17 protein-coding genes are annotated in these 21,639 nt (G+C 62.5%); 1 reads left to right on the top strand and 16 read right to left on the bottom strand.

Annotated elements, in window-relative coordinates:
* Window positions 1-66: 66 nt before the first annotated feature.
* The 11 genes from hutG to hutC form a co-directional block, all read right to left on the bottom strand.
* Window positions 67-867, bottom strand: a complete 801-nt coding sequence (gene hutG / locus YA0848_RS05250; RefSeq protein ID WP_169902980.1) for an N-formylglutamate deformylase — start codon at window positions 865-867, stop codon at window positions 67-69.
* A gap of 11 nt (window positions 868-878) precedes the next feature.
* Window positions 879-2,084, bottom strand: a complete 1,206-nt coding sequence (gene hutI, locus YA0848_RS05245) for an imidazolonepropionase (protein WP_034095469.1) — start codon at window positions 2,082-2,084, stop codon at window positions 879-881.
* A 15-nt stretch (window positions 2,085-2,099) separates the two neighbouring features.
* On the bottom strand, window positions 2,100-3,632 hold the full coding sequence (hutH, locus tag YA0848_RS05240) for a histidine ammonia-lyase (RefSeq protein ID WP_034111397.1): 1,533 nt from the start codon (window positions 3,630-3,632) through the stop codon (window positions 2,100-2,102).
* Window positions 3,633-3,657: 25 nt separating this feature from the next.
* Window positions 3,658-5,181 carry a histidine ammonia-lyase gene (gene hutH, locus YA0848_RS05235; RefSeq protein WP_034095467.1) on the bottom strand — a complete coding sequence of 508 codons (1,524 nt, stop codon included), beginning with the start codon at window positions 5,179-5,181 and terminating at the stop codon, window positions 3,658-3,660.
* 142 nt (window positions 5,182-5,323) lie between these two features.
* Entirely contained in the window at window positions 5,324-6,148 is an 825-nt protein-coding gene (locus tag YA0848_RS05230; protein WP_052202157.1) for a quaternary amine ABC transporter ATP-binding protein, read from the bottom strand.
* On the bottom strand, window positions 6,145-6,996 hold the full coding sequence (locus YA0848_RS05225; protein ID WP_034095466.1) for an ABC transporter permease: 852 nt from the start codon (window positions 6,994-6,996) through the stop codon (window positions 6,145-6,147). Before YA0848_RS05225 ends, YA0848_RS05230 begins: the two co-directional genes overlap by 4 nt.
* 71 nt (window positions 6,997-7,067) lie before the next feature.
* On the bottom strand, window positions 7,068-8,036 hold the full coding sequence (locus tag YA0848_RS05220) for an ABC transporter substrate-binding protein (protein ID WP_034095465.1): 969 nt from the start codon (window positions 8,034-8,036) through the stop codon (window positions 7,068-7,070).
* 68 nt (window positions 8,037-8,104) lie between these two features.
* Window positions 8,105-9,568, bottom strand: a complete 1,464-nt coding sequence (locus YA0848_RS05215) for a purine-cytosine permease family protein (protein WP_169902981.1) — start codon at window positions 9,566-9,568, stop codon at window positions 8,105-8,107.
* Between the two features lie 80 nt (window positions 9,569-9,648).
* Window positions 9,649-11,319 carry a urocanate hydratase gene (gene hutU / locus YA0848_RS05210; RefSeq protein WP_034111390.1) on the bottom strand — a complete coding sequence of 557 codons (1,671 nt, stop codon included), beginning with the start codon at window positions 11,317-11,319 and terminating at the stop codon, window positions 9,649-9,651.
* 342 nt (window positions 11,320-11,661) lie between these two features.
* The gene (locus YA0848_RS05205) at window positions 11,662-12,222 is read right to left on the bottom strand and encodes a HutD/Ves family protein (RefSeq protein ID WP_034095462.1); all 561 of its coding nucleotides are present in this window, start codon (window positions 12,220-12,222) and stop codon (window positions 11,662-11,664) included.
* Entirely contained in the window at window positions 12,219-12,929 is a 711-nt protein-coding gene (gene hutC, locus YA0848_RS05200) for a histidine utilization repressor (protein WP_371263978.1), read from the bottom strand. Before hutC ends, YA0848_RS05205 begins: the two co-directional genes overlap by 4 nt.
* A 147-nt stretch (window positions 12,930-13,076) precedes the next feature.
* On the opposite strand from hutC, the gene YA0848_RS05195 reads away from it, so the two are divergent.
* A complete protein-coding gene (locus YA0848_RS05195) occupies window positions 13,077-14,441 on the top strand; it encodes a formimidoylglutamate deiminase (protein ID WP_047881453.1) in 1,365 nt (454 codons plus the stop codon).
* Window positions 14,442-14,505: 64 nt separating this feature from the next.
* Here YA0848_RS05195 and YA0848_RS05190 read toward each other — a convergent pair whose 3' ends face one another.
* The 5 genes from YA0848_RS05190 to YA0848_RS05170 form a co-directional block, all read right to left on the bottom strand.
* Window positions 14,506-15,075: a lipocalin family protein gene (locus tag YA0848_RS05190; RefSeq protein WP_034095459.1), complete on the bottom strand. Its 570-nt coding sequence runs from the start codon at window positions 15,073-15,075 to the stop codon at window positions 14,506-14,508.
* 30 nt (window positions 15,076-15,105) lie between these two features.
* Window positions 15,106-15,360, bottom strand: coding sequence for a lipoprotein (locus YA0848_RS05185; RefSeq protein WP_034095458.1), 255 nt, complete (start codon window positions 15,358-15,360; stop codon window positions 15,106-15,108).
* A gap of 177 nt (window positions 15,361-15,537) precedes the next feature.
* The gene (locus YA0848_RS05180) at window positions 15,538-16,548 is read right to left on the bottom strand and encodes a class 1 fructose-bisphosphatase (protein ID WP_034095457.1); all 1,011 of its coding nucleotides are present in this window, start codon (window positions 16,546-16,548) and stop codon (window positions 15,538-15,540) included.
* Between the two features lie 97 nt (window positions 16,549-16,645).
* The gene (locus tag YA0848_RS05175; protein ID WP_034095707.1) at window positions 16,646-17,998 is read right to left on the bottom strand and encodes a DUF3999 domain-containing protein; all 1,353 of its coding nucleotides are present in this window, start codon (window positions 17,996-17,998) and stop codon (window positions 16,646-16,648) included.
* Window positions 17,998-21,555: a DUF2339 domain-containing protein gene (locus tag YA0848_RS05170; RefSeq protein WP_169902983.1), complete on the bottom strand. Its 3,558-nt coding sequence runs from the start codon at window positions 21,553-21,555 to the stop codon at window positions 17,998-18,000. The genes YA0848_RS05175 and YA0848_RS05170 overlap by 1 nt, the downstream gene beginning before the upstream one ends.
* Window positions 21,556-21,639 lie beyond the last annotated feature (84 nt).

Below are 21,639 nucleotides of genomic sequence, written 5' to 3'. Positions count from 1 at the left end.
GGCAAGCCCCCTCCCACAGTTGGAACTGTATTTGGCTTAGGGTAAGGCCAACGCTGTAGATCCTCCCTAGCCGTAGCGCTTGCGTCCCCAGTCCAACAAACCTTCGAGCAACTGCTTCAATACCACTCGCGTCGGCTCAGCCAGGTCCGCGCGATACTTGAACGGTTCGAACTCCTCCATATAGGTGCTCTGGCACAACTCCAGTTGCACGGCGTGGATATTCTCGGCCGGGTTGCCGTAATGCCGGGTGATATGCCCGCCCTTGAAGCGCCCGTTAAGCACATGGGTGTACTGCGTGTGCCTGGCGCAGATGGCTTCGAGCTGGCCGGCCAGTTCCGGGTCGCATGCCGCGCCGTTGAAGGTGCCGAGGTTGAAGTCCGGCAGTTTGCCGTCGAACAGGTGCGGGATCACCGAGCGAATCGAGTGCGCATCGAACAGCAACGCATAGCCGAACTCAGCCTTTAGCCGCGCCAACTCTTCTTGCAGCGCGCGGTGGTAGGGGCCCCAGATTTTCTGCAGGTAGGTCGCCCGTTCCTCATCGGACGGCTCCTGGCCTTCGACAAACAAAGGCACGCCATCGAACAGGGTTTTGGGGTACAGGCCGGTGGTGGCGCCGGCATACAGCGGCGTGTCGTCGGACGGTCGGTTCAGATCGATGACAAACCGCGAATACTCCGCCGACAAGGTGCTGGCACCCAATTGCTCGGCAAAGTCATACAGCAAAGGGATATGCCAATCGGTGTCCGGCAGGCTCTGCGCCTCGGGGATGAGCCCGGCCTTTACCGCAGGCATGAGGCGCAGCCCGGCGTGGGGCATGCTGATCAGCAGCGGTGTGCGGCCTTGCTTGAAGTTCAGAACGTTATCCACAACGGTACTCCTTAAACGTTGACATCGACGCCATGGCGCACGACGCGTTTATCCAGTTCGCCGCCCAGCCAGTAAGCCAGGTCGGCCGGACGATCGATCTGCCAGGCGACAAAATCCGCGACCTTGCCCACTTCCAGCGAACCATGTGTGTCGCCCATGCCCAGCGCGCTGGCCGCATGTTGGGTAGCGCCGGCCAGGGCTTCTTCCGGGGTCATGCGGAACAAGGTGCAGGCCATGTTCAGCATCAGGCGCACAGACAGCGCCGGCGAGGTGCCGGGGTTGAGGTCGCTGGCGATGGCGATTTTCACACCGTGCTTGCGCAGGGCCTCCATGGGCGGCAACTGGGTTTCGCGCAGAAAGTAGAACGCCCCCGGCAGCAGTACCGCGACGGTGCCGGCGGCGGCCATAGCGATGGCGTCTTCTTCGGTCATGAATTCCAGGTGATCGGCGGACAACGCTTGGTAACGCGCCGCCAGGCTGGAGCCGTGCAAAGAGGACAACTGTTCGGCGTGCAGCTTCACCGGCAGGCCGAGTTGCTGCGCGACGTCAAACACTCGCGCCACTTGTGCCGGGGAAAACGCCAGGTATTCGCAAAACGCATCCACCGCATCCACCAGGCCTTCGGCCGCCAGGGCCGGCAGCATCTCCTGGCAGATATGCTCAATGTAGTCGTCGGCGCGGTCCTTGTACTCCGGCGGCAAGGCATGGGCGGCCAGGCAAGTGGCGCGCACGCTGACCGGCAGCGCCTCACCGAGACGGCGAATCACCCGCAGCAATTTGCGCTCGCTGGCCAAATCGAGGCCGTAGCCAGATTTGATTTCCACCGTGGTCACGCCGTCACGCAACAAACTGCGCAGGCGCTTATGGGCGCTGGCGAACAGTTCATCTTCACTGGCGGCGCGGGTGGCGCGTACGGTGCTGGCAATCCCACCGCCCTGCGCCGCGATCTCGGCATAGCTCACGCCTTCAAGGCGTTGCTCGAACTCACCGCTGCGATTGCCACCGAACACCGTGTGGGTATGGCAATCGATCAGCCCTGGGGTCACCCACGCGCCTTGCAGATTATGAACCTGGGCGTAATCCACGCTGGGCGCCTGGCTGCGCGGGCCGATCCACTCGATCAGCGAACCGGCGGTGACCATGGCCGCATCCTCGATGATCGAGTACTTGCCCTGGGCCATGGTTGCGACGTGGCAGTGTTGCCAAAGGGTTTTCATCCGACACTCCTTGGGTTACAGGCTCGGCAGCAACTGGCCCGGGACCAGCTCATTCAGGCAGCGGCTGGCGAGCAGTTCGCTGGCGGCGAGGATGTCCGGGGCGAAGAAGCGGTCCTTGTCGTAAAACGCCACTTGGCTGCGGAGGATGCCCCGGGCCTTTTCCAGTTTGGGGGAGGTTTTCAAGCCTTCGCGCAGATCCAGGCCCTGGCACGCCGCCAGCCATTCCACGGCGAGGATGCCACGGGTGTTTTCGGCCATTTCCCACAACCGCTTGCCGGCCGCCGGAGCCATCGACACGTGGTCTTCCTGGTTAGCCGAGGTCGGCAGGCTGTCGACACTATGGGGATGGGCCAGCGCCTTGTTCTCGCTGGCCAATGCGGCGGCGGTGACCTGGGCAATCATGAAACCGGAGTTGACCCCGCCATTGCCCACCAGGAACGGCGGCAACTGGGACATGTGCTTGTCCATCATCAGCGAGATACGTCGCTCACTGAGTGAACCGATTTCGGCGATGGCCAGCGCCATGTTGTCGGCGGCCATGGCCACCGGTTCGGCATGGAAGTTACCGCCGGAGATCACATCACCCTCGGCGGCAAAGACCAGTGGGTTATCCGATACGGCGTTGGCTTCCACCACCAGCACTTCGGCAGCCTGGCGCAACTGGGTCAGGCAGGCGCCCATCACTTGCGGCTGGCAACGCAGGGAATACGGATCCTGCACCTTGTCGCAGTTCTGGTGCGACTGCGACACCTGGCTGCTTTCGCCCAGCAGATCACGGTAGGCCGCCGCCGCATCGATCTGCCCACGCTGACCGCGAGCCGCATGGATGCGCGCATCGAACGGCGAGCGCGAGCCCAGCACCGCTTCCACGGTCAGACCACCGCACGCCAAGGCACCGGCGAACAGGTCTTCACCTTCGAACAGGCCGCGCAAGGCATAGGCGGTGGACACTTGGGTGCCGTTAAGCAGCGCCAGGCCTTCCTTCGCCGCCAGGGTCAGCGGCGCAAGGCCAGCGACCTTGAGCGCGTCTTTTGCTTCAAGCCATTCGCCTTTGTAGCGCGCCTTGCCTTCGCCGAGCAGCACCAGAGACATGTGGGCCAGGGGCGCCAAGTCACCGGACGCGCCCACGGAACCTTTCAACGGAATATGCGGGTAGACCTCGGCGTTGATCAGCGCGATCAGTGCATCGATCACCACGCGACGGATGCCGGAGAAACCACGGCTGAGGCTGTTGACCTTGAGCACCATCACCAATCGCACCAGTGCGTCGCTGATCGGCTCGCCGACACCGGCGGCGTGGGACAACACCAGGGAGCGTTGGAGGTTTTCCAGGTCTTCGCTGGCGATGCGCGTGGAGGCCAGCAGGCCGAAGCCGGTGTTGATGCCGTAGGCGGTGCGGTTTTCGGCGAGGATTTGCTCGACACAGGCCACGCTGGCGTCGATCTGCGCCGATGCGCTGGCATCCAGGCTGAGGGTTACCGGCTGCTGGTAGATAGCCCGCAGTTGGGCGAGGCTCAGTTGGCCCGGAATCAGGTTTAGCGCAGTCACAGTGATGCTCCTTTGGAATTATTGTTCAGTGCAAATGGGGAAATGCTTGATGCAGCAAAGCGCTGTCCTTGAGCAGTGCAGCGGCCGTCGCAATGTCCGGCGCCAGCCAGCGGTCCTGCTCATAGGGCGGGATCTGTTCGCGCAGCAAACGCCAGGCACGCTCGGTGCCGGTGCCGAAGCGCTGGGTTTTTAGAAATTCAAAAGCCTGGGCCGCCAGCAAGTACTCGATGGCGAGGATCTGGGTCACGTTGGCCAACACCTGGTGCAGCTTGAGCGCGGCATTGGTGCCCATGCTGAGGTGGTCTTCCTGCAGGCCCGAGGTGACGAAATTGTCGAGCACCGCCGGCTGCGCCAGTTGGCGATTCTGCCCACACAACGACGCGGCGACGTACTGCACGATCATCATGCCGGAGTTGACCCCGGGGTTGCTTACCAGAAACGCCGGCAGGCCACTGACATGGGGGTTGATCAAGCGATCCAGGCGGCGCTCGGCCACCGAGCCGATTTCGGCCATGGCGATGGCGAGCATATCCGCCGCCAGCGCGACCGACTGCCCGTGAGGGTTGGCCTGGGACACCACGCGGTAGTTGTCCGGTGTGCCGAGCACCAGTGGGTTATCGGTGACGCTGTTGAGTTCGGTCTCGATCTGCTGGGTGGCGTGCACCACCTGGTCACGCGTCGCGCCATGGATTTGCGGGATCGAGCGCAGGCTCAGGGCATCTTGGGTGCGTATGCCCTGGCTGGCGGCGATCACCTCGCTGCCGTCGAGCAACGCGCGCAGGTTGGCGCCCACCAACTGCATGCCGGGGTGGGGCTTGAGGGCGATAATGGTTGCGTCGAACGCATCGAGCTGACCGCGCTGGGCCTCGAAGCTCATGGCGCCGATCACGTCGGCCCACTGCAGCAGATGATGGGCATCGGCCAGGGCCAGGCAGCTCAGGCCGGTCATGCACGGCGTGCCGTTGACCAGGCACAGACCGTCCTTGGCGCCAAGCTCAACGGGCTGCAAACCTTCGGCCAGCAAGGCTTGCTGCGCCGAGACAATGCCGCCGCGATAGCTCACATTGCCGACACCCAGCAACGCCACGCCGACGTGGGCCATATGGGTCAGGTAACCCACCGAACCCTGGGACGGCACTTGCGGGGTGATGCCATGGTTGAGTAGCGCCAGCAGTGCCCGCACCACTTGAGGGTGCAGGCCGGAATGGCCGTGGCTGTAGTTGACGAGGGCCGCGCAGATGATCGCGCGGGTCTGTTCGTCGCTCAGCACCGGGCCGACGCCGCAGGCATGGCTAAGCAAGGTATTGCGCGACAATTGGCTGAGTTGCTCGCCTTGCAGCGACACATTGCACAGCGCCCCCAGCCCGGTGTTCACACCGTAGGCGCGCTCACCGCTGCTGACGATGCGCTGCACGATGGCCTGGGCGTTATCGATCCGCGCCCAGGCCTGGGTCGACAGTTCGAGCCGCGCGCCATGACGGGCCACGGCGACCACGTCCTGCCAGCGCAATGGCGTGTCGGCGATGGTAATTTTTGGTGCCTGGGACATTGTTGACCTCTTCATATTCTCTACAGCTTTGCCGGCCTCATCGGGGGCAAGCCCCCTCCCACATTGGGGCAGTGTGAACCCGATCAAATGTGGGAGGGAGCTTGCTCCCGATAAGGCCAGCAGCCTCACCACAGGATCTGGGTCAGACTACCGCCGCCCGCCGCTGAACGAACCTATCTACATACTCATCCGCCGGCGAATGCAGGATCTCGCGCGGGGTGCCGACCTGGATCAGCTTGCCGTCCTTGAGAATCGCGATGCGGTTGCCGATGCGCACGGCTTCGTCGAGGTCGTGGGTGATAAACACGATGGTCTTGTGCAGGGTCTTCTGCAGCTCCAGCAACTGGTCCTGCATCTCGGCGCGGATCAGCGGGTCGAGGGCGCTGAAGGCTTCGTCCATCAGGATGATGTCGGTGTCGGCCGCCAGGGCACGGGCCAGGCCCACCCGTTGGCGCATGCCGCCGGAGAGCTGGTGCGGGTATTTGTTTTCGTAGCCCTTCAGGCCCACGGTGTCGATCCAGTGCAGCGCGCGCTCGGCGCACACCTGCTTGCTTTCACCGCGCACCTTGAGGCCGTAGGCGACGTTGTCGAGCACGTTTTTGTGAGGCAGCAAGCCGAAGCTCTGGAACACCATGCTGATCTTGTGGCGACGGAATTGGCGCAGGGCTTCCATGTCCAGTTGCAGGATGTCTTCGCCGTCCACCAGGATCGCGCCGCTGGTGGGGTCGATCAGGCGGTTGAAGTGGCGCACCAGGGTCGACTTGCCCGAACCGGACAGGCCCATGATCACAAAGATTTCGCCAGTGCCGATGCTCAGGGACAGGTCGTTGACGCCGACCACGCAGCCGGTCTCGGCCAGTACCTGGTCCTTGGTCTTGCCCTGGCCGATCAGCGAGAGCGCGTCCTTGGCGCGATTGCCGAAAATCTTGAAGACGTTTTTTACTTCGATTTTGCTGACAGTAGTCATTTGCTCGCCTCATGCCGTGGACGACCGTAGGCCTGGGTGATGCGGTCGATGACCACTGCGAGAATCACGATTGCCAGCCCGGCTTCGAGGCCACGGCCGACGTTGAGGGTCTGGATGCCGACCAATACATCTTCACCCAGGCCACGGGCGCCGATCATCGAGGCGATCACCACCATCGACAACGCCATCATGGTGGTCTGGTTGATACCGGCCATGATGCTCGGCAGCGCCAGCGGCAGTTGCACGCCGAACAGTTGCTGCCAGCGGTTGGCGCCGAAGGCGTTGATGGCTTCCATGACTTCGCCGTCGACCTGGCGAATGCCCAGGTCCGTTAGGCGAATCAGCGGCGGCGCGGCGTAGATCACCGTGGCGAAAATCGCCGGCACTTTGCCCAGGCCGAACAGCATCAGCACCGGGATCAGGTACACGAAGCTGGGCATGGTTTGCATGATGTCCAGCAACGGCATCAGCACCGAACGCAGGCGATTGCTACGTGCCGACAAGATGCCCAGCGGAATGCCGATCAACACCGAGATCACCGTGGCGACCAGCATCAGCGCCAGGGTCTGCATCAGTTTGTCCCATAGGCCGACGGCGCCTACCAGGAACAACAACCCAACGATCACCGCCGTGGTCAGCACTTTACGGGTGGCGTGCCAGGCAACGGCGCCGACAATGGCCAGCATCAACCACCAGGGCGCGGCGCGTAGCAGGCCCTCCAGGTTGACGATGGCCCATAGCAGAGTGTCGGAGATGTGCCGGAACACATCGCCGTAATTGGTGACCAGTGAATCCACCCAACCGTTGACCCAGTCGGCGATGGAAAAGGTAAAACTCTCAGGAAACATAGCGTGCTCTCGATCCAGTGGGGTGTGGCCAGGCGCCCGGCTGCCTCTCAGGGTAGCCGGGCACACTCGACCTACAAGGCCGCGTCGATTTTCTTGGCAGCCTCGTCGCTCACCCAGGCGTGCCAGACTTCAGGGTGTTCCTTGAGGAAGATTTTGGCCAGCTTCGGCGACTCGATGCGCTCCTTGGCCATGCGGCCCAGGTTCTGGTTCAGCAGGTCGATCGGCAGGTTGACCTTTTCCAGCACGGCCACCAGTTCCGGCGCTTGCTCGTGGAAGGTCTTGGACAGGCCCACCTTGATACTCACGCTCTTATCCACACCGGGTTTTTCTTCCAGTTTCACCAGGTCGACCTGGCCCATCAGCGGCGTCGGCGACCAGTAGTAGAACAGGATCGGCTCGCCGCGCTTGTAGCTCGACAGCACTGCCGCGTCCAACGCCGGGCCGGTGCCTGGGCGGAAGTTGGTGTAGGAACTTTCCAGGCCGTAGCTCTTGAGCATTTCGCTGTTGTCCAGCTCGCAGGTCCAACCGGCCGGGCAGTTGTAGAAACGGCCTTTGGACGGCTCTTCCGGGTCCTTGAACACGGCGGCGTACTGGCCCAGGTCAGCGATGTTTTTCAGGCCCGGCGCCTTGGCTTCCAGCTTGCGCTTGGCGTCGCCTTCGACCACATAGCGCGGCACGTACCAGCCTTCGACAGCCCCCACCACCGGAGCACCGACGCCAACCACTTTGCCGGCCTTCTCGGCCTTGTTCCACACTTCGCTGCGGCCGACCCACTCTTCGGCGAACACCTGGATATCGTTGCTGCTCAGGGCATTTTCCATGGTGATGGAGTTACCCGGCAGGCTATCGGTTTTGCAGTCGTAGCCTTTTTCCAGCACGGTTTGCAGGATATCGGTTAGCAACATGCCGCTTTCCCAGTTCAGGCCGGCGAATTTCACCGGTTTGCCGGACTCGCACCAACCGGCCGCCTGGGTGGCGCCGGCGCTGGCCAGCAGGCCCAGGGAAAGCACGGTGGTCAGCAGGGTCTTGTTCGATTTCATTGTGTGACGCTCCTAATCATGAATGGGCTTACGGCAGTCAAGAGGCATCCAGCCCTGTCCACGTCCAGTCAGGCCTGCGCCGCAGCGCGACCGGTCCCGCTTGTTTTAGGTTGTACAACGCTGCTCTGCTCAGGAGGCAGAATCAGGTGATCGGGCACGGCGGCGTGCCATTTTTTCGCGCACAGGTAGTACAGCGCGCCCGGCACGACCAGGCCGATGATCCAAGAAATATCCACGCCACCGAGCACATCCACCAGCGGGCCGGTGTAGAACTTGGTGGAGATAAACGGCAGTTGCACCAACACACCGAACACATAGACGCTGATCCCCAACAGGTTCCAGCGACCGTAACGGCCATTCGGGTCCGCCAAGGCCGGCACGTCATAGCGCTCACGGGTGATGAAGTAGTAGTCCACCAGATTCACTGCGCTCCAGGGCGTGAAGAACGCCAGCAGGAACAGGATGAATGACTTGAACGCTCCCAGGAACGAGTGCTGGCCGAGCAAGGCGATCAAGGTCGCCGCGCCGACAATCGCCAGCACAAAGGCCAGGCGCTGCCAGTGCGTAACCCGCAGGTGGCCGCGAAAGCCGCTGATGATGGTGGCGATGCACATAAAGCTGCCGTAGGAGTTCAAGGTGGAGATGGTCACCTTGCCGAACGCGATGCTGAAGTACAGCAGCGCCGCCGTGGCGCCGGTGCCGCTCAGGCCGACGATATAGGCCACTTCATGGCCGGCGAACTGACCGTTGGCCGACGCAGCAGCGAACACGCCCAGAACCATTGCCACCTGGGCGCCGATCACCGAACCGGCACCGGCGGCAAAGAAGGTCTTCACCGACGACGTCCGGCTTGGCAAGTAGCGCGAATAGTCCGCCACGTACGGGCCGAACGCGATCTGCCAGGACGCGGCCAGGGACACCGCGAGCAAGAAGCTGCTCCAGCTGAAGTGGCGAATCTGCAGAAGCGCGCCCACGTCGGTCTGGCTCATCAAACGGCTGAACAGGTACACGAAGGCGATCACCCCCATGACACTGGCCACTCGCCCAATAAAGTGGATCACGCGGTAGCCGAGCACAGTGACCAGCACAATGACGCTGGCGAAGATCAGAATGCCGACGCTGTCGCTGACCCCGAACAGCTGGCCCAGCGCCTGCCCGGACAGCACCGTGCCGGTGGCGGTGAAGCCCAGGTACATCAGGCACACCAGCACGATCGGAATGGCCGCGCCGTAGACACCGAACTGCACCCGGCTGGAGATCATCTGCGGCAGCCCCAGCTTGGGGCCTTGCGCCGCGTGCAGCGCCATCACGCCACCGCCCAGCAGTTGGCCGATCAACAGACCGATCAACGACCAGAACACATCACCGCCCAACACCACGGCCAGGGCCCCGGTGACGATGGCGGTGATCTGCAGGTTGGCGCCCATCCACAAGGTGAACTGGCTCAAGAGACGACCGTGTCTTTCCGCTTCCGGGATGTAATCGATCGAACGCTTTTCGATCAACGGGGTGGTTGCACGCGTGTCAGCCATTTACTTTCAACCTCTGATGGATTGTCTTGGGTTCGCTGCCGATCAACGGTGGGAGAGGGCTTGGCCCCTCCCACATTGGGTTACTTGATCATCGGGAGATTGAGGCCCTGCTCTTTGGCGCAATCGATAGCAATCTGGTAACCGGCGTCCGCGTGGCGCATCACCCCGGTGGCCGGGTCGTTGTGCAGCACGCGGGCGATGCGCTCGGCCGCTTCATCGGTGCCGTCGCAGACGATCACCATGCCCGAATGCTGGGAGAAGCCCATGCCGACGCCGCCGCCGTGGTGCAGCGAAACCCAGGTGGCGCCGCTGGCGGTGTTGAGCAAGGCGTTGAGCAGCGGCCAGTCAGACACGGCGTCGGAGCCGTCCTGCATGGATTCGGTTTCACGGTTCGGGCTGGCCACCGAGCCGGAGTCCAGGTGGTCGCGACCGATCACCACCGGTGCCGACAACTCACCGCTGCGCACCATTTCGTTGAACGCCAGGCCGAGCTTGGCGCGCTGGCCCAGGCCGACCCAGCAGATACGCGCCGGCAGGCCCTGGAAACTGATGCGCTCGCGGGCCATGTCCAGCCAGTTGTGCAGGTGCGCGTCGTCGGGGATCAGCTCTTTGACTTTGGCGTCGGTTTTGTAGATGTCCTGCGGGTCGCCCGACAGCGCCGCCCAGCGGAATGGGCCAATGCCACGGCAGAACAGCGGGCGGATGTAGGCCGGTACGAAACCTGGGAAGTCGAACGCGTTTTCGACGCCCTCTTCCTGGGCCATCTGACGGATGTTGTTGCCGTAGTCGAAGGTTGGGATGCCTTGCTTCTGGAATTCCAGCATGGCTTTGACGTGCACAGCCATCGACTGCTTGGCGGCCTTGATCACGGCGGCGGGTTCGGTCTTGGCGCGGGCGCGGTACTCGTCCCAGGTCCAGCCAGCAGGCAAGTAGCCATTGAGCGGGTCGTGGGCGCTGGTCTGGTCGGTGACCATGTCCGGACGCACGCCGCGCTTGACCAGTTCCGGCAGGATTTCCGCTGCGTTACCCAGCAGCGCGATGGAGATGGCCTTGCCTTCCTGGGTGTACTTGGCGATGCGGGCCAGCGCGTCGTCGAGGTCGGTGGCTTGCTCGTCGACGTAACGGCTGTTCAGGCGGAAATCGATGCTGACCTGCTGGCACTCGATGTTCAGCGAGCAAGCACCGGCCAGGGTCGCGGCCAGCGGCTGCGCGCCGCCCATGCCGCCGAGACCGGCGGTGAGCACCCAACGGCCTTTGAGATTGCTGTCGTAATGCTGGCGACCGGCCTCGACGAAGGTTTCGTACGTGCCCTGGACGATGCCCTGGCTGCCGATATAGATCCAGCTGCCGGCGGTCATCTGACCGTACATGGCCAGGCCCTTGGCATCCAACTCGTTGAAGTGTTCCCAACTGGCCCAGTGCGGTACCAGGTTGGAGTTGGCGATCAGCACGCGTGGGGCGTTGCTATGGGTCTTGAACACGCCGACCGGCTTGCCGGATTGCACCAGCAGGGTCTCGTCGTCGTTCAGGTGGGTAAGGCTCTCGACGATCTGGTCGTAGCACTCCCAGTTGCGCGCGGCACGGCCGATACCGCCGTACACCACCAGCTCTTTCGGGTTCTCGGCCACTTGCGGGTCGAGGTTGTTCATCAGCATGCGCAGCGGCGCTTCGGTCAGCCAGCTTTTGGCGGTGAGCTTGTTACCGCGGGCGGCGCGGATTTCAACGTCACGGTATTTTGTAGGCTTGGTCACAACTCAAACTCCTCGGCGATCGATGCGCGAACAGGGATGGTGCAAAGCAGGGTCTTACGCACACATATTTACTTGTACATACAAGCATATGCAATCAAGCGGCCAACTTTCCGAGCGAGGTGTTTGGTTATTTTTTGAAAGCGCGCGAGAGCCTTGGAAATTAAGGCTTCAAGGGATGATGAAATTTCTTACGAAGACGTTTTATTGCGCGGGAGGTGAGGCACGACAGCGGGGTTTTGCGCCACGCTGGGGCGTTCGGTAACAAATTGGTGCGAGGCCTGGAAACAGATAGCAAGAACAGTGAGAAACAAATATGGGAGGGGCTTGCCCCCTCCCACATGTTTAACCGCGCGGGGTCAGTTCGATGATGCAGCAGCGACCCGTGACGGAAATATCCAGCAGGCCGCTGTTACCGTCCACTTGCAGGCAGTCGTGATGGCCCAACACCTGGTCCAGCACCTTCACTTCATCCGCAACACTGAACACCAGCACGGTTTGCGCAGTACTGAAGAAGTGCTGCACACCATCCACCCACTGCAACCGTGCATGGTAACGCTGGGGCGAGTAGATCAGGTTGAAGTCGCGGATCGGCCCGGTAATCAAGCGGCATGAAACCTGGCTGTCGCCCTTGAAGGCGAACGGTTGCAACGGTAACAACCCGCGCTGCTCCTCACCATCCACTGTCAGCACCATGCCTGCGCCTTTGATCACGGTGATCACACGCTGGTAACCGGCAAAGGTCGAAAACCCGCCCGACTCGCCGATATCGGCAATCGACAGGCGCCAGCCGAAGCCTTCCAAGCCCTCGCCAGCATCGCGGGCGATTTCTTCGGTGCTGCCGCCGCCGTTCTTCCACGGCATGCGCACGTATTCGGTGGCGCGCCAGACTTTTACTGCACTCATTTGCTGAAACGTCCTTCCAGGCTGTGACGGGAACCGGGGTGGATTAAGCGTGCGGCGGTCACCGGTTGGCGGCCTGACCAAGTGCGACGACGAATCAACAGGCACGGCTCGCTGGGCTCAATCTGCAGCAGCTGGCATTCAGAAGCGTCGGCAAGAATGGCTTCCACCACATGCTCGCCTTCGGTCAGCGGCGCTACCTGGTTGAGGTACGCGTAGGGGGTTTGCAGGGTGAAATCCTGTTGAAGGTATTGCGGTGCGACCAGGGCGTTGACGAAACGGTCTTCGATTTGCACGGGTATGTCGTTTTCGTAATGCACGATCAACGAATGAAACACCCGCCCGCCTTCGCGCATTTCCAGGGCGACGGCGCGCTCGGAACCGGCGGCCTCCTCGCCTAGGGTGATGACCTGACAGGTATGCCGGTGGCCACGGGAGGCGATTTCATCGGCGATGTTGTGCACTTCGAACAGCGCCGACTGGCTTTTCGGCTCGGCGACGAAGGTGCCGACGCCCTGCATGCGCACCAACAGACCTTCGGCGGTCAGCTCGCGCAGGGCGCGGTTGATGGTCATGCGGCTGAAGCCCAATTGGCTGACCAGCTCGCTCTCCGATGGCACGCGATAGTGAGGCGGCCAGTTACCGTTGAGGATTTGCTGGCTGATCATGTGTTTGACGCGGGCATACAAGGGCGCCGGACTTTCGTCCATGTGGGCAGCCAGCGAAGAGTTGGCGGGCGGAGTCGGCACGGGGGATCCTTGCAGTAGGAAAAGATGCATAGATTGCCGGAGTTTACCGAGCAGGCAAACGTCTGTATATGTATATACAAATAAACACACGACCGGAGTGCTCTAATCATGTCCGCTTTCTTCGCCGAACGCGCGCTGCTGCCTAGTGGATGGGCCAACAATGTACGTCTTGAGGTCAGCGCCGACGGCCTGTTGACCCATGTTGAGTCCAATGCCAGTGCAGACCATGCCGAACGGCTAAGAGGCCCGGTGTTGGCGGGTATGCCCAACCTGCATTCCCACGCGTTCCAACGCGCCATGGCGGGCCTGGCGGAAGTGGCCGGCAACCCGAACGACAGTTTCTGGACCTGGCGCGACCTGATGTACCGCATGGTCGGCAGGATCAACCCGGAGCAACTCCAGGTGATCGCACGTCAGCTGTATATCGAAATGCTCAAAGCGGGTTACACCTCAGTCGCCGAATTTCACTACGTGCATCACGACACCCAGGGCCAGCCCTATGCCGACCCCACGGAACTGTCGCGACAAATCAGCCAGGCGGCCGCCGCCAGCGGCATCGGCTTGACCTTGCTACCGGTGCTCTACAGCCATTCCGGGTTTGGCGGCCAGGCGCCGAATGACGGGCAGCGGCGCTTTATCAACAGCACGGAAAACTACCTGGATCTGCAAGCGCGACTGCAACCGATCCTGACGGCACAACCGGCGCAGCATTTGGGCTTGTGCTTGCACTCCTTGCGCGCCGTCACGCCACAACAGATCAATGAAGTTCTGGCCGCCAGCGACAAGGCATGCCCGGTGCATATCCACATCGCCGAGCAACAGAAGGAAGTCGACGACTGCCTGGCCTGGAGCGGCAAGCGCCCGCTGCAATGGCTGTATGACCATGTTGAAGTCGATGAGCGCTGGTGCCTGGTGCACGCCACTCACGCCAACGCGGATGAAGTTAAACGCATGGCCAAGAGCCGCGCGATTGCCGGCCTGTGCCTGACCACCGAAGCGAACCTGGGCGATGGGATTTTCCCGGCGGTGGATTTTCTTGCACAGGGCGGGCGCCTGGGGATTGGCTCCGACAGCCATGTGTCGTTGAGTGTGGTCGAAGAGCTGCGTTGGCTGGAATACGGCCAGCGTCTACGAGATCAGCGACGCAACCGCTTGTATCGCAGCGATCAGCCGATGGTTGGGCGCACTTTATTCGATGCGGCACTGGACGGTGGCGCCCAGGCGCTGGGACAGCCGATAGGCCGGTTGGAAGTGGGTAAACGCGCGGACTGGATCGTGCTGGACGGCAATGATCCGTACCTGGCAACCGCCACAGAGGATGGCATTCTCAATCGCTGGTTATTTGCCGGCGGTGATCGCCAGGTGCGCGATGTGCTGGTCAACGGCCAGTGGGTGGTGCGCGATGGGCGGCATGCTGGGGAGGAAGATAGCCGCCGTGCATTCACGCAAGTCCTGAAGGATTTGTTGGGCTAACCGGTAGCCCATAACCAATGTGGGAGAGGGCTTACCCCCTCCCACATTTTGTAGCGATCCAGGGTTACTGCGAACTCTTGGCCATCTGCTTGTCCGGCGTACGCCAGATCAATCGGGTGGTGTCGTACCCTTGCTGACGCGCCCTGCTCAGCAGGTCTTCGCGAGTGTCGGCATTCACCGTCGGCGTGCGCGAGAGAATCCACATATAGCGACGGCTTGGGCTGCCGACGATGGCGGTCTTGTAGTCATCGCTGACGTACAACACCCAGTAATCGCCCTTGGCGACGCCCGGTAACAGCGCGGTGAACCAGTTATTGAATTCGACCCAAAGCTTATCGGTCTTGCCCGGCACTTGCGGCGTGGCCGTGCCTCGGGCTTCTTCCCACTTCCACTCGTTGGTCAGGCAACGGTTGAACACCGACATGTCGCCATCAGGCAGCAAGGTGTAGCGGGCTTCGGATTGTGCGCAGTTGCGCTGGAAGTACATCGGCAAGCGAGCCAGCTCATACCAGGTGCCCTGGTAGCGATGCAGGTTGACGTTGCTCGCGGTCTTGGGTTGCAGATCATCGCCAGAATGACTGGCGCAGCCCGCCAAAAACAGGCTGGCACAAAGAAACAAAACAAAACGCATCATTCTTCTTCTCCCGTAGGCTCTCGCCCCGGTTTACTTCAGGCCTTGCCCGGAAAACATCAGAACCTTGTCACCGGCATATTGAACGCTGATAAAGCTGTTTTTATCGCCCCAGGTGCAGCTGGACATGCCCAGTGCGCCGGAACAATCCGTTGGCTTACCCAATAGCGACTCCACCTCGGCCTTTGGCATCCCGGCCGACAGCTTTGCGTAGTTCTCTTGGTTGACCTTGCTGCAAGCGGCCAACACAACACAAAAAGTCAGCAGGGCGAGACGGCGTAACGACATGGGGAAACTCCTGGAGGGGCGAAGCGGCTTGGGTATCTGCCAGAAGCTTAGAAGGGAAAAGAGGTGTCTGGTTCCCGACGGACGAAAACAAAAAAAGCCCCGAAAACGCTGAAACGTTTCGGGGCTTCTTTAAGGGTGAACCGGCTCACAACCACACCGGTTACCGGTCGCAGCAGGTCACTGCTTGTGGTAGGCCGTTACGCGCTCAACCTCTTCCTTCGAACCCAGGAACACCGCCACACGCTGGTGCAGGCCCTCGGGTTGGATGTCGAGAATGCGCTGGTGGCCGTCGGTAGACGCACCGCCCGCCTGCTCGACCAGGAACGACATCGGGTTGGCTTCGTACATCAGGCGCAGTTTGCCCGGCTTGGACGGCTCGCGGCTGTCGCGTGGGTACATGAACAGACCGCCACGGGTGAGGATACGGTGCACGTCGGCCACCATCGCCGCGACCCAGCGCATGTTGAAGTTCTTCTTCAACGGGCCTTCTTCGCCTTCCATCAACTCGCTGACGTAGCGCTGTACCGGGGCTTCCCAGTGGCGCTGGTTGGACATGTTGATCGCAAATTCCTGGGTGGACGCAGGGATCGAGATGTCCTCGTGGGTCAACACGAAGCTGCCCATTTCGCGGTCCAGGGTGAAGCCTTTGACGCCATCGCCCAGGGTCAGTACCAGCATGGTCTGTGGGCCGTAGATCGCGTAACCGGCGGCGACCTGCTCGGTGCCTGGCTGCAGGAAGGCCTTTTCGTTCAGCGCTTCGTTCTGGCTCAGGTATTCGTTCGGGCAACGCAGCACCGAGAAGATGGTGCCAACCGGCGCGTTGATGTCGATGTTGGACGAGCCGTCCAGAGGGTCGAACACCAGCAGGTAGGCGCCTTTCGGGTATTTGCCGGGAATCTGGTAGGCATTGTCCATTTCTTCGGACGCCATGCCGGCCAGGTGACCGCCCCATTCGTTGGCTTCAAGCAGAATCTCGTTGGACAGCACGTCGAGTTTCTTCTGCACCTCGCCCTGCACGTTTTCAGTGCCCATGCTGCCCAGGACACCGCCCAGAGCGCCTTTGGACACGGCGTGGCTGATTTCCTTGCAAGCACGCGCCACCACTTCGATAAGGAAGCGCAGATCGGCAGGCGTGTTGTTGCTGCGGGTCTGCTCGATCAAATAGCGACTCAAGGTAACGCGGGACATGGAAGGCTCCGATGAATGGGGGGGCTTAAAAACCCGCGCAGTTTAGCGCGAGTCGGGGCTAATTTCCTCTCATCAGAGGATTTAACCCCAATAGAGTTCACGGCTGGCCCTGCGGTTTGCGCAACAAACTGTAGGCCATGGCCCCAAGAGCCGCCACGCCCAGCAGCAGCACGGCCCACAAACCGAGTTTCTTCCAATCGCGGCCCTCCTCTGGCGCCACGGTGACGGCGGGCGCCTTGACCACTGCCGCCCCCACCACCTTGGCTTGCCCCAGGGACTTGAGACGCTCGGCGCTGTAGTCAGGAATCAGCGTGGACAACGGCAAGTTCGCCGCCTTCACCGTGGCATTGCCCAACGCCAGGGTGAACGGCGGTTCGCCCCGCGCCAGGAACACCACTTGCGTGGCGCGCACCGCAAAGCGCAAGGCCGGCGCTTCGGCGCCCAGGCCGCCGCCGCGTTCGTCGACCTGCAAGCGGATCTGGTTCAGCACCTGGCCCGGCAATGCCAACTCATCCTGCACAACATCCTGGCCGTTCTGGGTCAGGCGGTACAGCAGGCCCGAACTCAGTGGTTGCCAGGTCTGCTTGTTGTCACGGCGCCCCGACACACTCACCGGCGCCAGGGTGTTGGGCTGCGACAATTCGATGCGCACACGCTCGGCACTCAGGCCCGTGGGCAGTTGCCAGCTGTATTCACCGGCCCCCAGCCGCGTGCCCGCCAGCGGCGGCGACCACACCAACGGCTGCGGCAGGCTGCTGCGGGTGGCGCTCACCAGCTTGGCCGAAGTCAGCAGTGGCGCGGCCTGGCCCTGCCACAGCAGGCGCAGGTAACGCGCCGATTGCCCGGGCAGGCTGATGTCATGCTGCTCTACCCGCTCGTCGGCGAACGACAATCGCGCCACTTGCCCATCGCCCCAGGATTCCCAGTGCTGCAAATCATCGCTGGCTTCGATAGTGAAGCGCTGGAAGCCTTCCTGCTCACGGCTCCAGTCGAGGTTCAACTGCTGCAACGGCGCCTTGATCGCACTGGCATCCAGCACCCAGCCACGCAACACCTGCGTACCGGGCTTGGCGACCGAGGACGGTTTGATTTCCACCAGGGTGCCTTCGGTGGTGGTTTTCATCACCACGCCGGGCAAGGTTTCGCGGGTGTCGGCCGCGTACAGCGGGAACCACTTCACGTCGGTAACCGAGCGGCTTTCCGTGCTTGAGGCGGCCTGGCGCGACAACGCATACGCCTGGAGCTCACCAGCGGCGTTGAACACGCGCACGTCGCTAAGATCGGCCTGGCGCGCGTTCAGTTGCACGGCCAAGGGCAATTCCAGGCGATACCAGGGGCCGTTGCCGCTGACTGCCAGCGGCACCTGCGTAGTGAAATCAGCCGGGCCCTCCTGGGCCCCCACACACAGCGCCACACACACGCCGGCCAAGGCCACACTCAACTTACCGATCAAGAGCTTGCTCCTTCCGTTTCCAACACAGGTTCGGCACGCTTGGGCGGCAGCGGCGCGAAATAACCCACCACCAGCAACAACCCGCCCACACCGATAAACGACACGATCCGCGCCAGGCCGCCACGGTTGCTCAATTCGACAAAGAACAGCTTGGCGACCACCACTGCAATCAGCGCCGCACCGATCAGCCACACGTCACGACGGTGACGCAGATGGCCGCCGATCATCAGGCCGAGGGCGATCAGCGTCCACACGATCGACAGGCTGGCCTGCACCAGCATTGACGCCAGCAGCGCATCCAGATGAAACGGCACGCCGCCCCAATGGTGCGCAGTACGCATCACCAGCGCGGTGAAGAACGCAAACAGCGACAGCCCCGCCACACCCTGTGCGATCAACTGCGCCCGCGGCCCACGCTGGGGCGCCACACTACGCGACAACAGGTACACACCCAACAAGGCGAACAGCAGGCCCAAGTCCAACGGATTGAGCAAGGGTACGTAAGGCAGCGGCTCGGCCGTGCCGTCGCTGAACGTGTTGGCCAGCCAGAACCAACCGAGCATCAGCACCGCCAACGGCAGCGCGGCCAGCACACGATATTCCCGTGAATACGCCGCCACCGGCCACGGCCATTGACGCGGCGTGGCGGCCAGCACCAGGTACAGGCTCGGCAGAATCGCCCAACCCAGCCAACGCCAGGCGTTGTATTCGCTGGATAGGCTCAACAGGCCGTAACGCAGCTCCAGGGCCAGCACGCCGATCAGCATCCAGCAGCCCAGCACATGGGCGACGCTCAGCACCTTGCCCGGCACCACCGGCGCCAACCGCCGCAGCGAGAGGAAATGCACGGCAAACACCGCCAGCCAAGCCAGCCAGCCGTAATGCGCCGCTGGGTGGTAATAGGTATGGGCGGACACCAGCAGCACCATGCCCGCCGCCGGCATCAGCAGGGTGCATAGCATGCCCAGGGAAGCCCAGCGCAGGCGCGTTGCACAGACACTCCAGATCGCCACGCTGAGCGCCGCGATTCCCAGCCAGAATGCGCCCTGCAGTTCGTCGGGAATAAACCGCAGCACTTCGCCGCTCAACGCCAGGGTCCACCAGGCCGCGCCCCACACCAGCAACAGGTCGGACAGACGTTGCAGCTTCAGGGCAGCAAACAAGGGCGCATGGGGTTGACGTTGCAGGCGCCAAGCGCCGACCAGCGCGGCCAGGCCCAGCACCATCGGGGTCCAGAAGCCGCTGTGGGCCAAGGGCCGCAGATCTTCACCGGACAACGGCCCGAGCAGCGCCGGCACCGACAGCAGGAACGAACCGCCGCCGATCAGTTGCAGCAACAACCCAAACACAAAACTCACGCGCTGTTGCAGGTATAGGCTTAGCCAGATGATCAACAGACCACTGACCGCCCACACGCCGCTGGCGCTGGCCCAAGGCAGCACGAACAGCACCGCGAGGTTGATCAATACCAGGCCGGCGAGCAGCACCACCGACAACCCACGCACCAACCGCACATCGCCGCGCACCGTATCGTCACGTACCGCCAGCAACATGCCGCCGATCAAGGCCAGGCCGATCAATGATGCGGTCAGCAAACCGCTCCAACCGGCGTCGAACACCGCAGCGCCTTCACCGCTTCGCAGGCGCAGCAGGAACAGTGCGCCGCCCAGCAATTGCACGGCGAACGCAGTAAACAGGAAAGTCCGCGAGCCAATGCGCAGGCCGACAAACAGGGTCGCCAGGCCGGCGATGGCCCAGCTGATCGCGGTGCCTTGGGTCAGCAACAACAACGGTGCTAGCAGGTATAGACAGCTCAAACCGAGGCTCGCCAGTAGCGGCAGGCCCATGCGCTCCCATTCGGCGGCCTGCTCGGCCGAGGCTTTGCGCAATTGGTCGAAGCTGAACAGCAACGCCACGCCCAGCAGCAGTGCGCCCAGTGGCGCGCCTTGCAGCAAGGTACGCTCGCCCAACTGCAATTCGCTGAGGAACGCCAGCGCCGAACCCAATTGCAGCAACAGGCCGAATGCTCGCGCCAATCGCCGCTGCTGGCGCAAGCCCAGCCAGAAGATCCCGGCGCCTTCCACGGCCCAGGCGGCAGCGGTCCAGCGTGCGTCCAGCCCCAGCGGAATAGCCAGGCTGGCGAAAATCACACCGAGGGCCAGACAGGTTTCCGCCAGCAGCAAGGCGCGCCCGCCGCTGAGCACCCGGGCCAAGCCCATATAGATGATGCCCAGGCCCAACGCGCTGAACGCCGCCGCGAATTCCAAGTGCTGCACTAACGCGAATTGCAAGCCAAAGCCCACCAGCGGCGGGCCGAACAGCATGCTGCCATCGACGTAATCACCTTTGGCCGCCGACCAGCGCAACAGTGCGCCACGGCTATCGTCTTGCGGCGCGTCGCGCATCTGCAGCAATTTGCGGCGCGCAAACAACAGGCCGATGGCCAGGTACATCAGGAAGAACAACACCAGAAACGGCTCGGTACTCCACAGCAATTCCGGGGTGTAGGAACGCAAGCCCCAGGCAAAGCCAATGCCGAAGGTGCCAACAAAACCGATCAGGTTGAGCAAGCGCCAGGCCTTGAACCAGGCGATGGCGAGGATGCCAGTGTTGAGCAAGGCAAAGTAACTGAACAGCGCCACATGGTTGCCCGAGCCGGTAGAGGTCAGAATCGGCGCGGCAAAACCGCCGAGCGCCGCCGCGCAGGCCAGCCCCAGCGCGTCCTGGGTAATCGCCAGGATCGCCGAGAACACCGTCACCGCCACCAACAGACCCAGCGCCGCACTCGGATCGATCAGCGGATGCAGGCGCATCGCGGCGAACACCGTGAGGTACAGCACCGCGATCCCGGTGCCTTGCAGCATCAACCCATAGTTACTGTTGCGCAGTCGCAACCACCAGCCCAAACCCAGCAAGCCGATGGCCGCCGCCGCCACACCGGCGTAACGCACTTCGATCGGCACCACCATGCCTTCGGTGGCATAGCGCAGCAGGAATGCCAGGCCGAGAAACAACAGCACCACCCCGACGCGCAGCACGGTATTGCCGCCAAACAGCCAATTCCGCGCGCCGCCGAGGGCGCGCTCGATCAGGGTGGGGCCACGGGGTACGACCGGTTCTTTGGGGAGCGGTGCAGGCGCAGGTGTTGGAGCCGCTGCCCACACGTCGGCGGGCAACGGCTGGCTGGCTTGCTTGGTGACGGCCACCGGGGCCAGTTCAGGCGGTAATTCCCAAACCAGCTCGACTGCCTTGGGTGGCGGTGCGGTTTTGGGAGCTTCGGCCACGGGCGTTTCGACAAATACCGGCGGCGCAGGTGTAGGATCAGGTTGTCGCGCGGGTCTTTCCAACTGCGCCAGACGCTGCTCGACGGCGCTCAGGGCTTTTTGCGCGGCCTCCAGCTGACGAGCCTGTTGGTCCGCCTGGGACGACAGCATCGACAGGCGGATCGCCTGGCCAATGCCCAACCCCAACAGCGCACCGATGCCCGCATCATAGAACGACTCATCGAGCGTCCAGCCGAGCACCAGCCCTATCAGCATGAAAATCCATTGCATGAACGATATTCCCTAAGCAAACCCGCGCTCAGTATATCGACGCGCAACCAATGTGGCAGGGGGCTTACCCCCAATAGCGGTGTA

The organism is Pseudomonas sp. S4_EA_1b, assembly GCF_016307435.1.
In the GTDB taxonomy this organism is placed as follows: Bacteria; Pseudomonadota; Gammaproteobacteria; order Pseudomonadales; family Pseudomonadaceae; genus Aquipseudomonas; species Aquipseudomonas rhodesiae.
The sequence above is the reverse complement of the archived record's forward strand: the minus strand, read 5'-3'. Positions and strand labels throughout refer to the sequence as shown.

What these genes read in the sequence shown, in the direction of transcription:
- hutI (WP_034095469.1), bottom strand. Translation starts at nt 2,084, where the DNA reads ATGAAAACCCTTTGGCAACACTGCCACGTCGCAACCATGGCCCAGGGC.
- hutH (WP_034095467.1), bottom strand. Translation starts at nt 5,181, where the DNA reads ATGTCCCAGGCACCAAAAATTACCATCGCCGACACGCCATTGCGCTGG.
- YA0848_RS05230 (WP_052202157.1), bottom strand. Translation starts at nt 6,148, where the DNA reads ATGACTACTGTCAGCAAAATCGAAGTAAAAAACGTCTTCAAGATTTTC.
- YA0848_RS05225 (WP_034095466.1), bottom strand. Translation starts at nt 6,996, where the DNA reads ATGTTTCCTGAGAGTTTTACCTTTTCCATCGCCGACTGGGTCAACGGT.
- YA0848_RS05220 (WP_034095465.1), bottom strand. Translation starts at nt 8,036, where the DNA reads ATGAAATCGAACAAGACCCTGCTGACCACCGTGCTTTCCCTGGGCCTG.
- YA0848_RS05215 (WP_169902981.1), bottom strand. Translation starts at nt 9,568, where the DNA reads ATGGCTGACACGCGTGCAACCACCCCGTTGATCGAAAAGCGTTCGATC.
- YA0848_RS05205 (WP_034095462.1), bottom strand. Translation starts at nt 12,222, where the DNA reads ATGAGTGCAGTAAAAGTCTGGCGCGCCACCGAATACGTGCGCATGCCG.
- hutC (WP_371263978.1), bottom strand. Translation starts at nt 12,929, where the DNA reads ATGGACGAAAGTCCGGCGCCCTTGTATGCCCGCGTCAAACACATGATC.
- YA0848_RS05195 (WP_047881453.1), top strand. Translation starts at nt 13,077, where the DNA reads ATGTCCGCTTTCTTCGCCGAACGCGCGCTGCTGCCTAGTGGATGGGCC.
- YA0848_RS05190 (WP_034095459.1), bottom strand. Translation starts at nt 15,075, where the DNA reads ATGATGCGTTTTGTTTTGTTTCTTTGTGCCAGCCTGTTTTTGGCGGGC.
- YA0848_RS05185 (WP_034095458.1), bottom strand. Translation starts at nt 15,360, where the DNA reads ATGTCGTTACGCCGTCTCGCCCTGCTGACTTTTTGTGTTGTGTTGGCC.
- YA0848_RS05180 (WP_034095457.1), bottom strand. Translation starts at nt 16,548, where the DNA reads ATGTCCCGCGTTACCTTGAGTCGCTATTTGATCGAGCAGACCCGCAGC.
- YA0848_RS05170 (WP_169902983.1), bottom strand. Translation starts at nt 21,555, where the DNA reads ATGCAATGGATTTTCATGCTGATAGGGCTGGTGCTCGGCTGGACGCTC.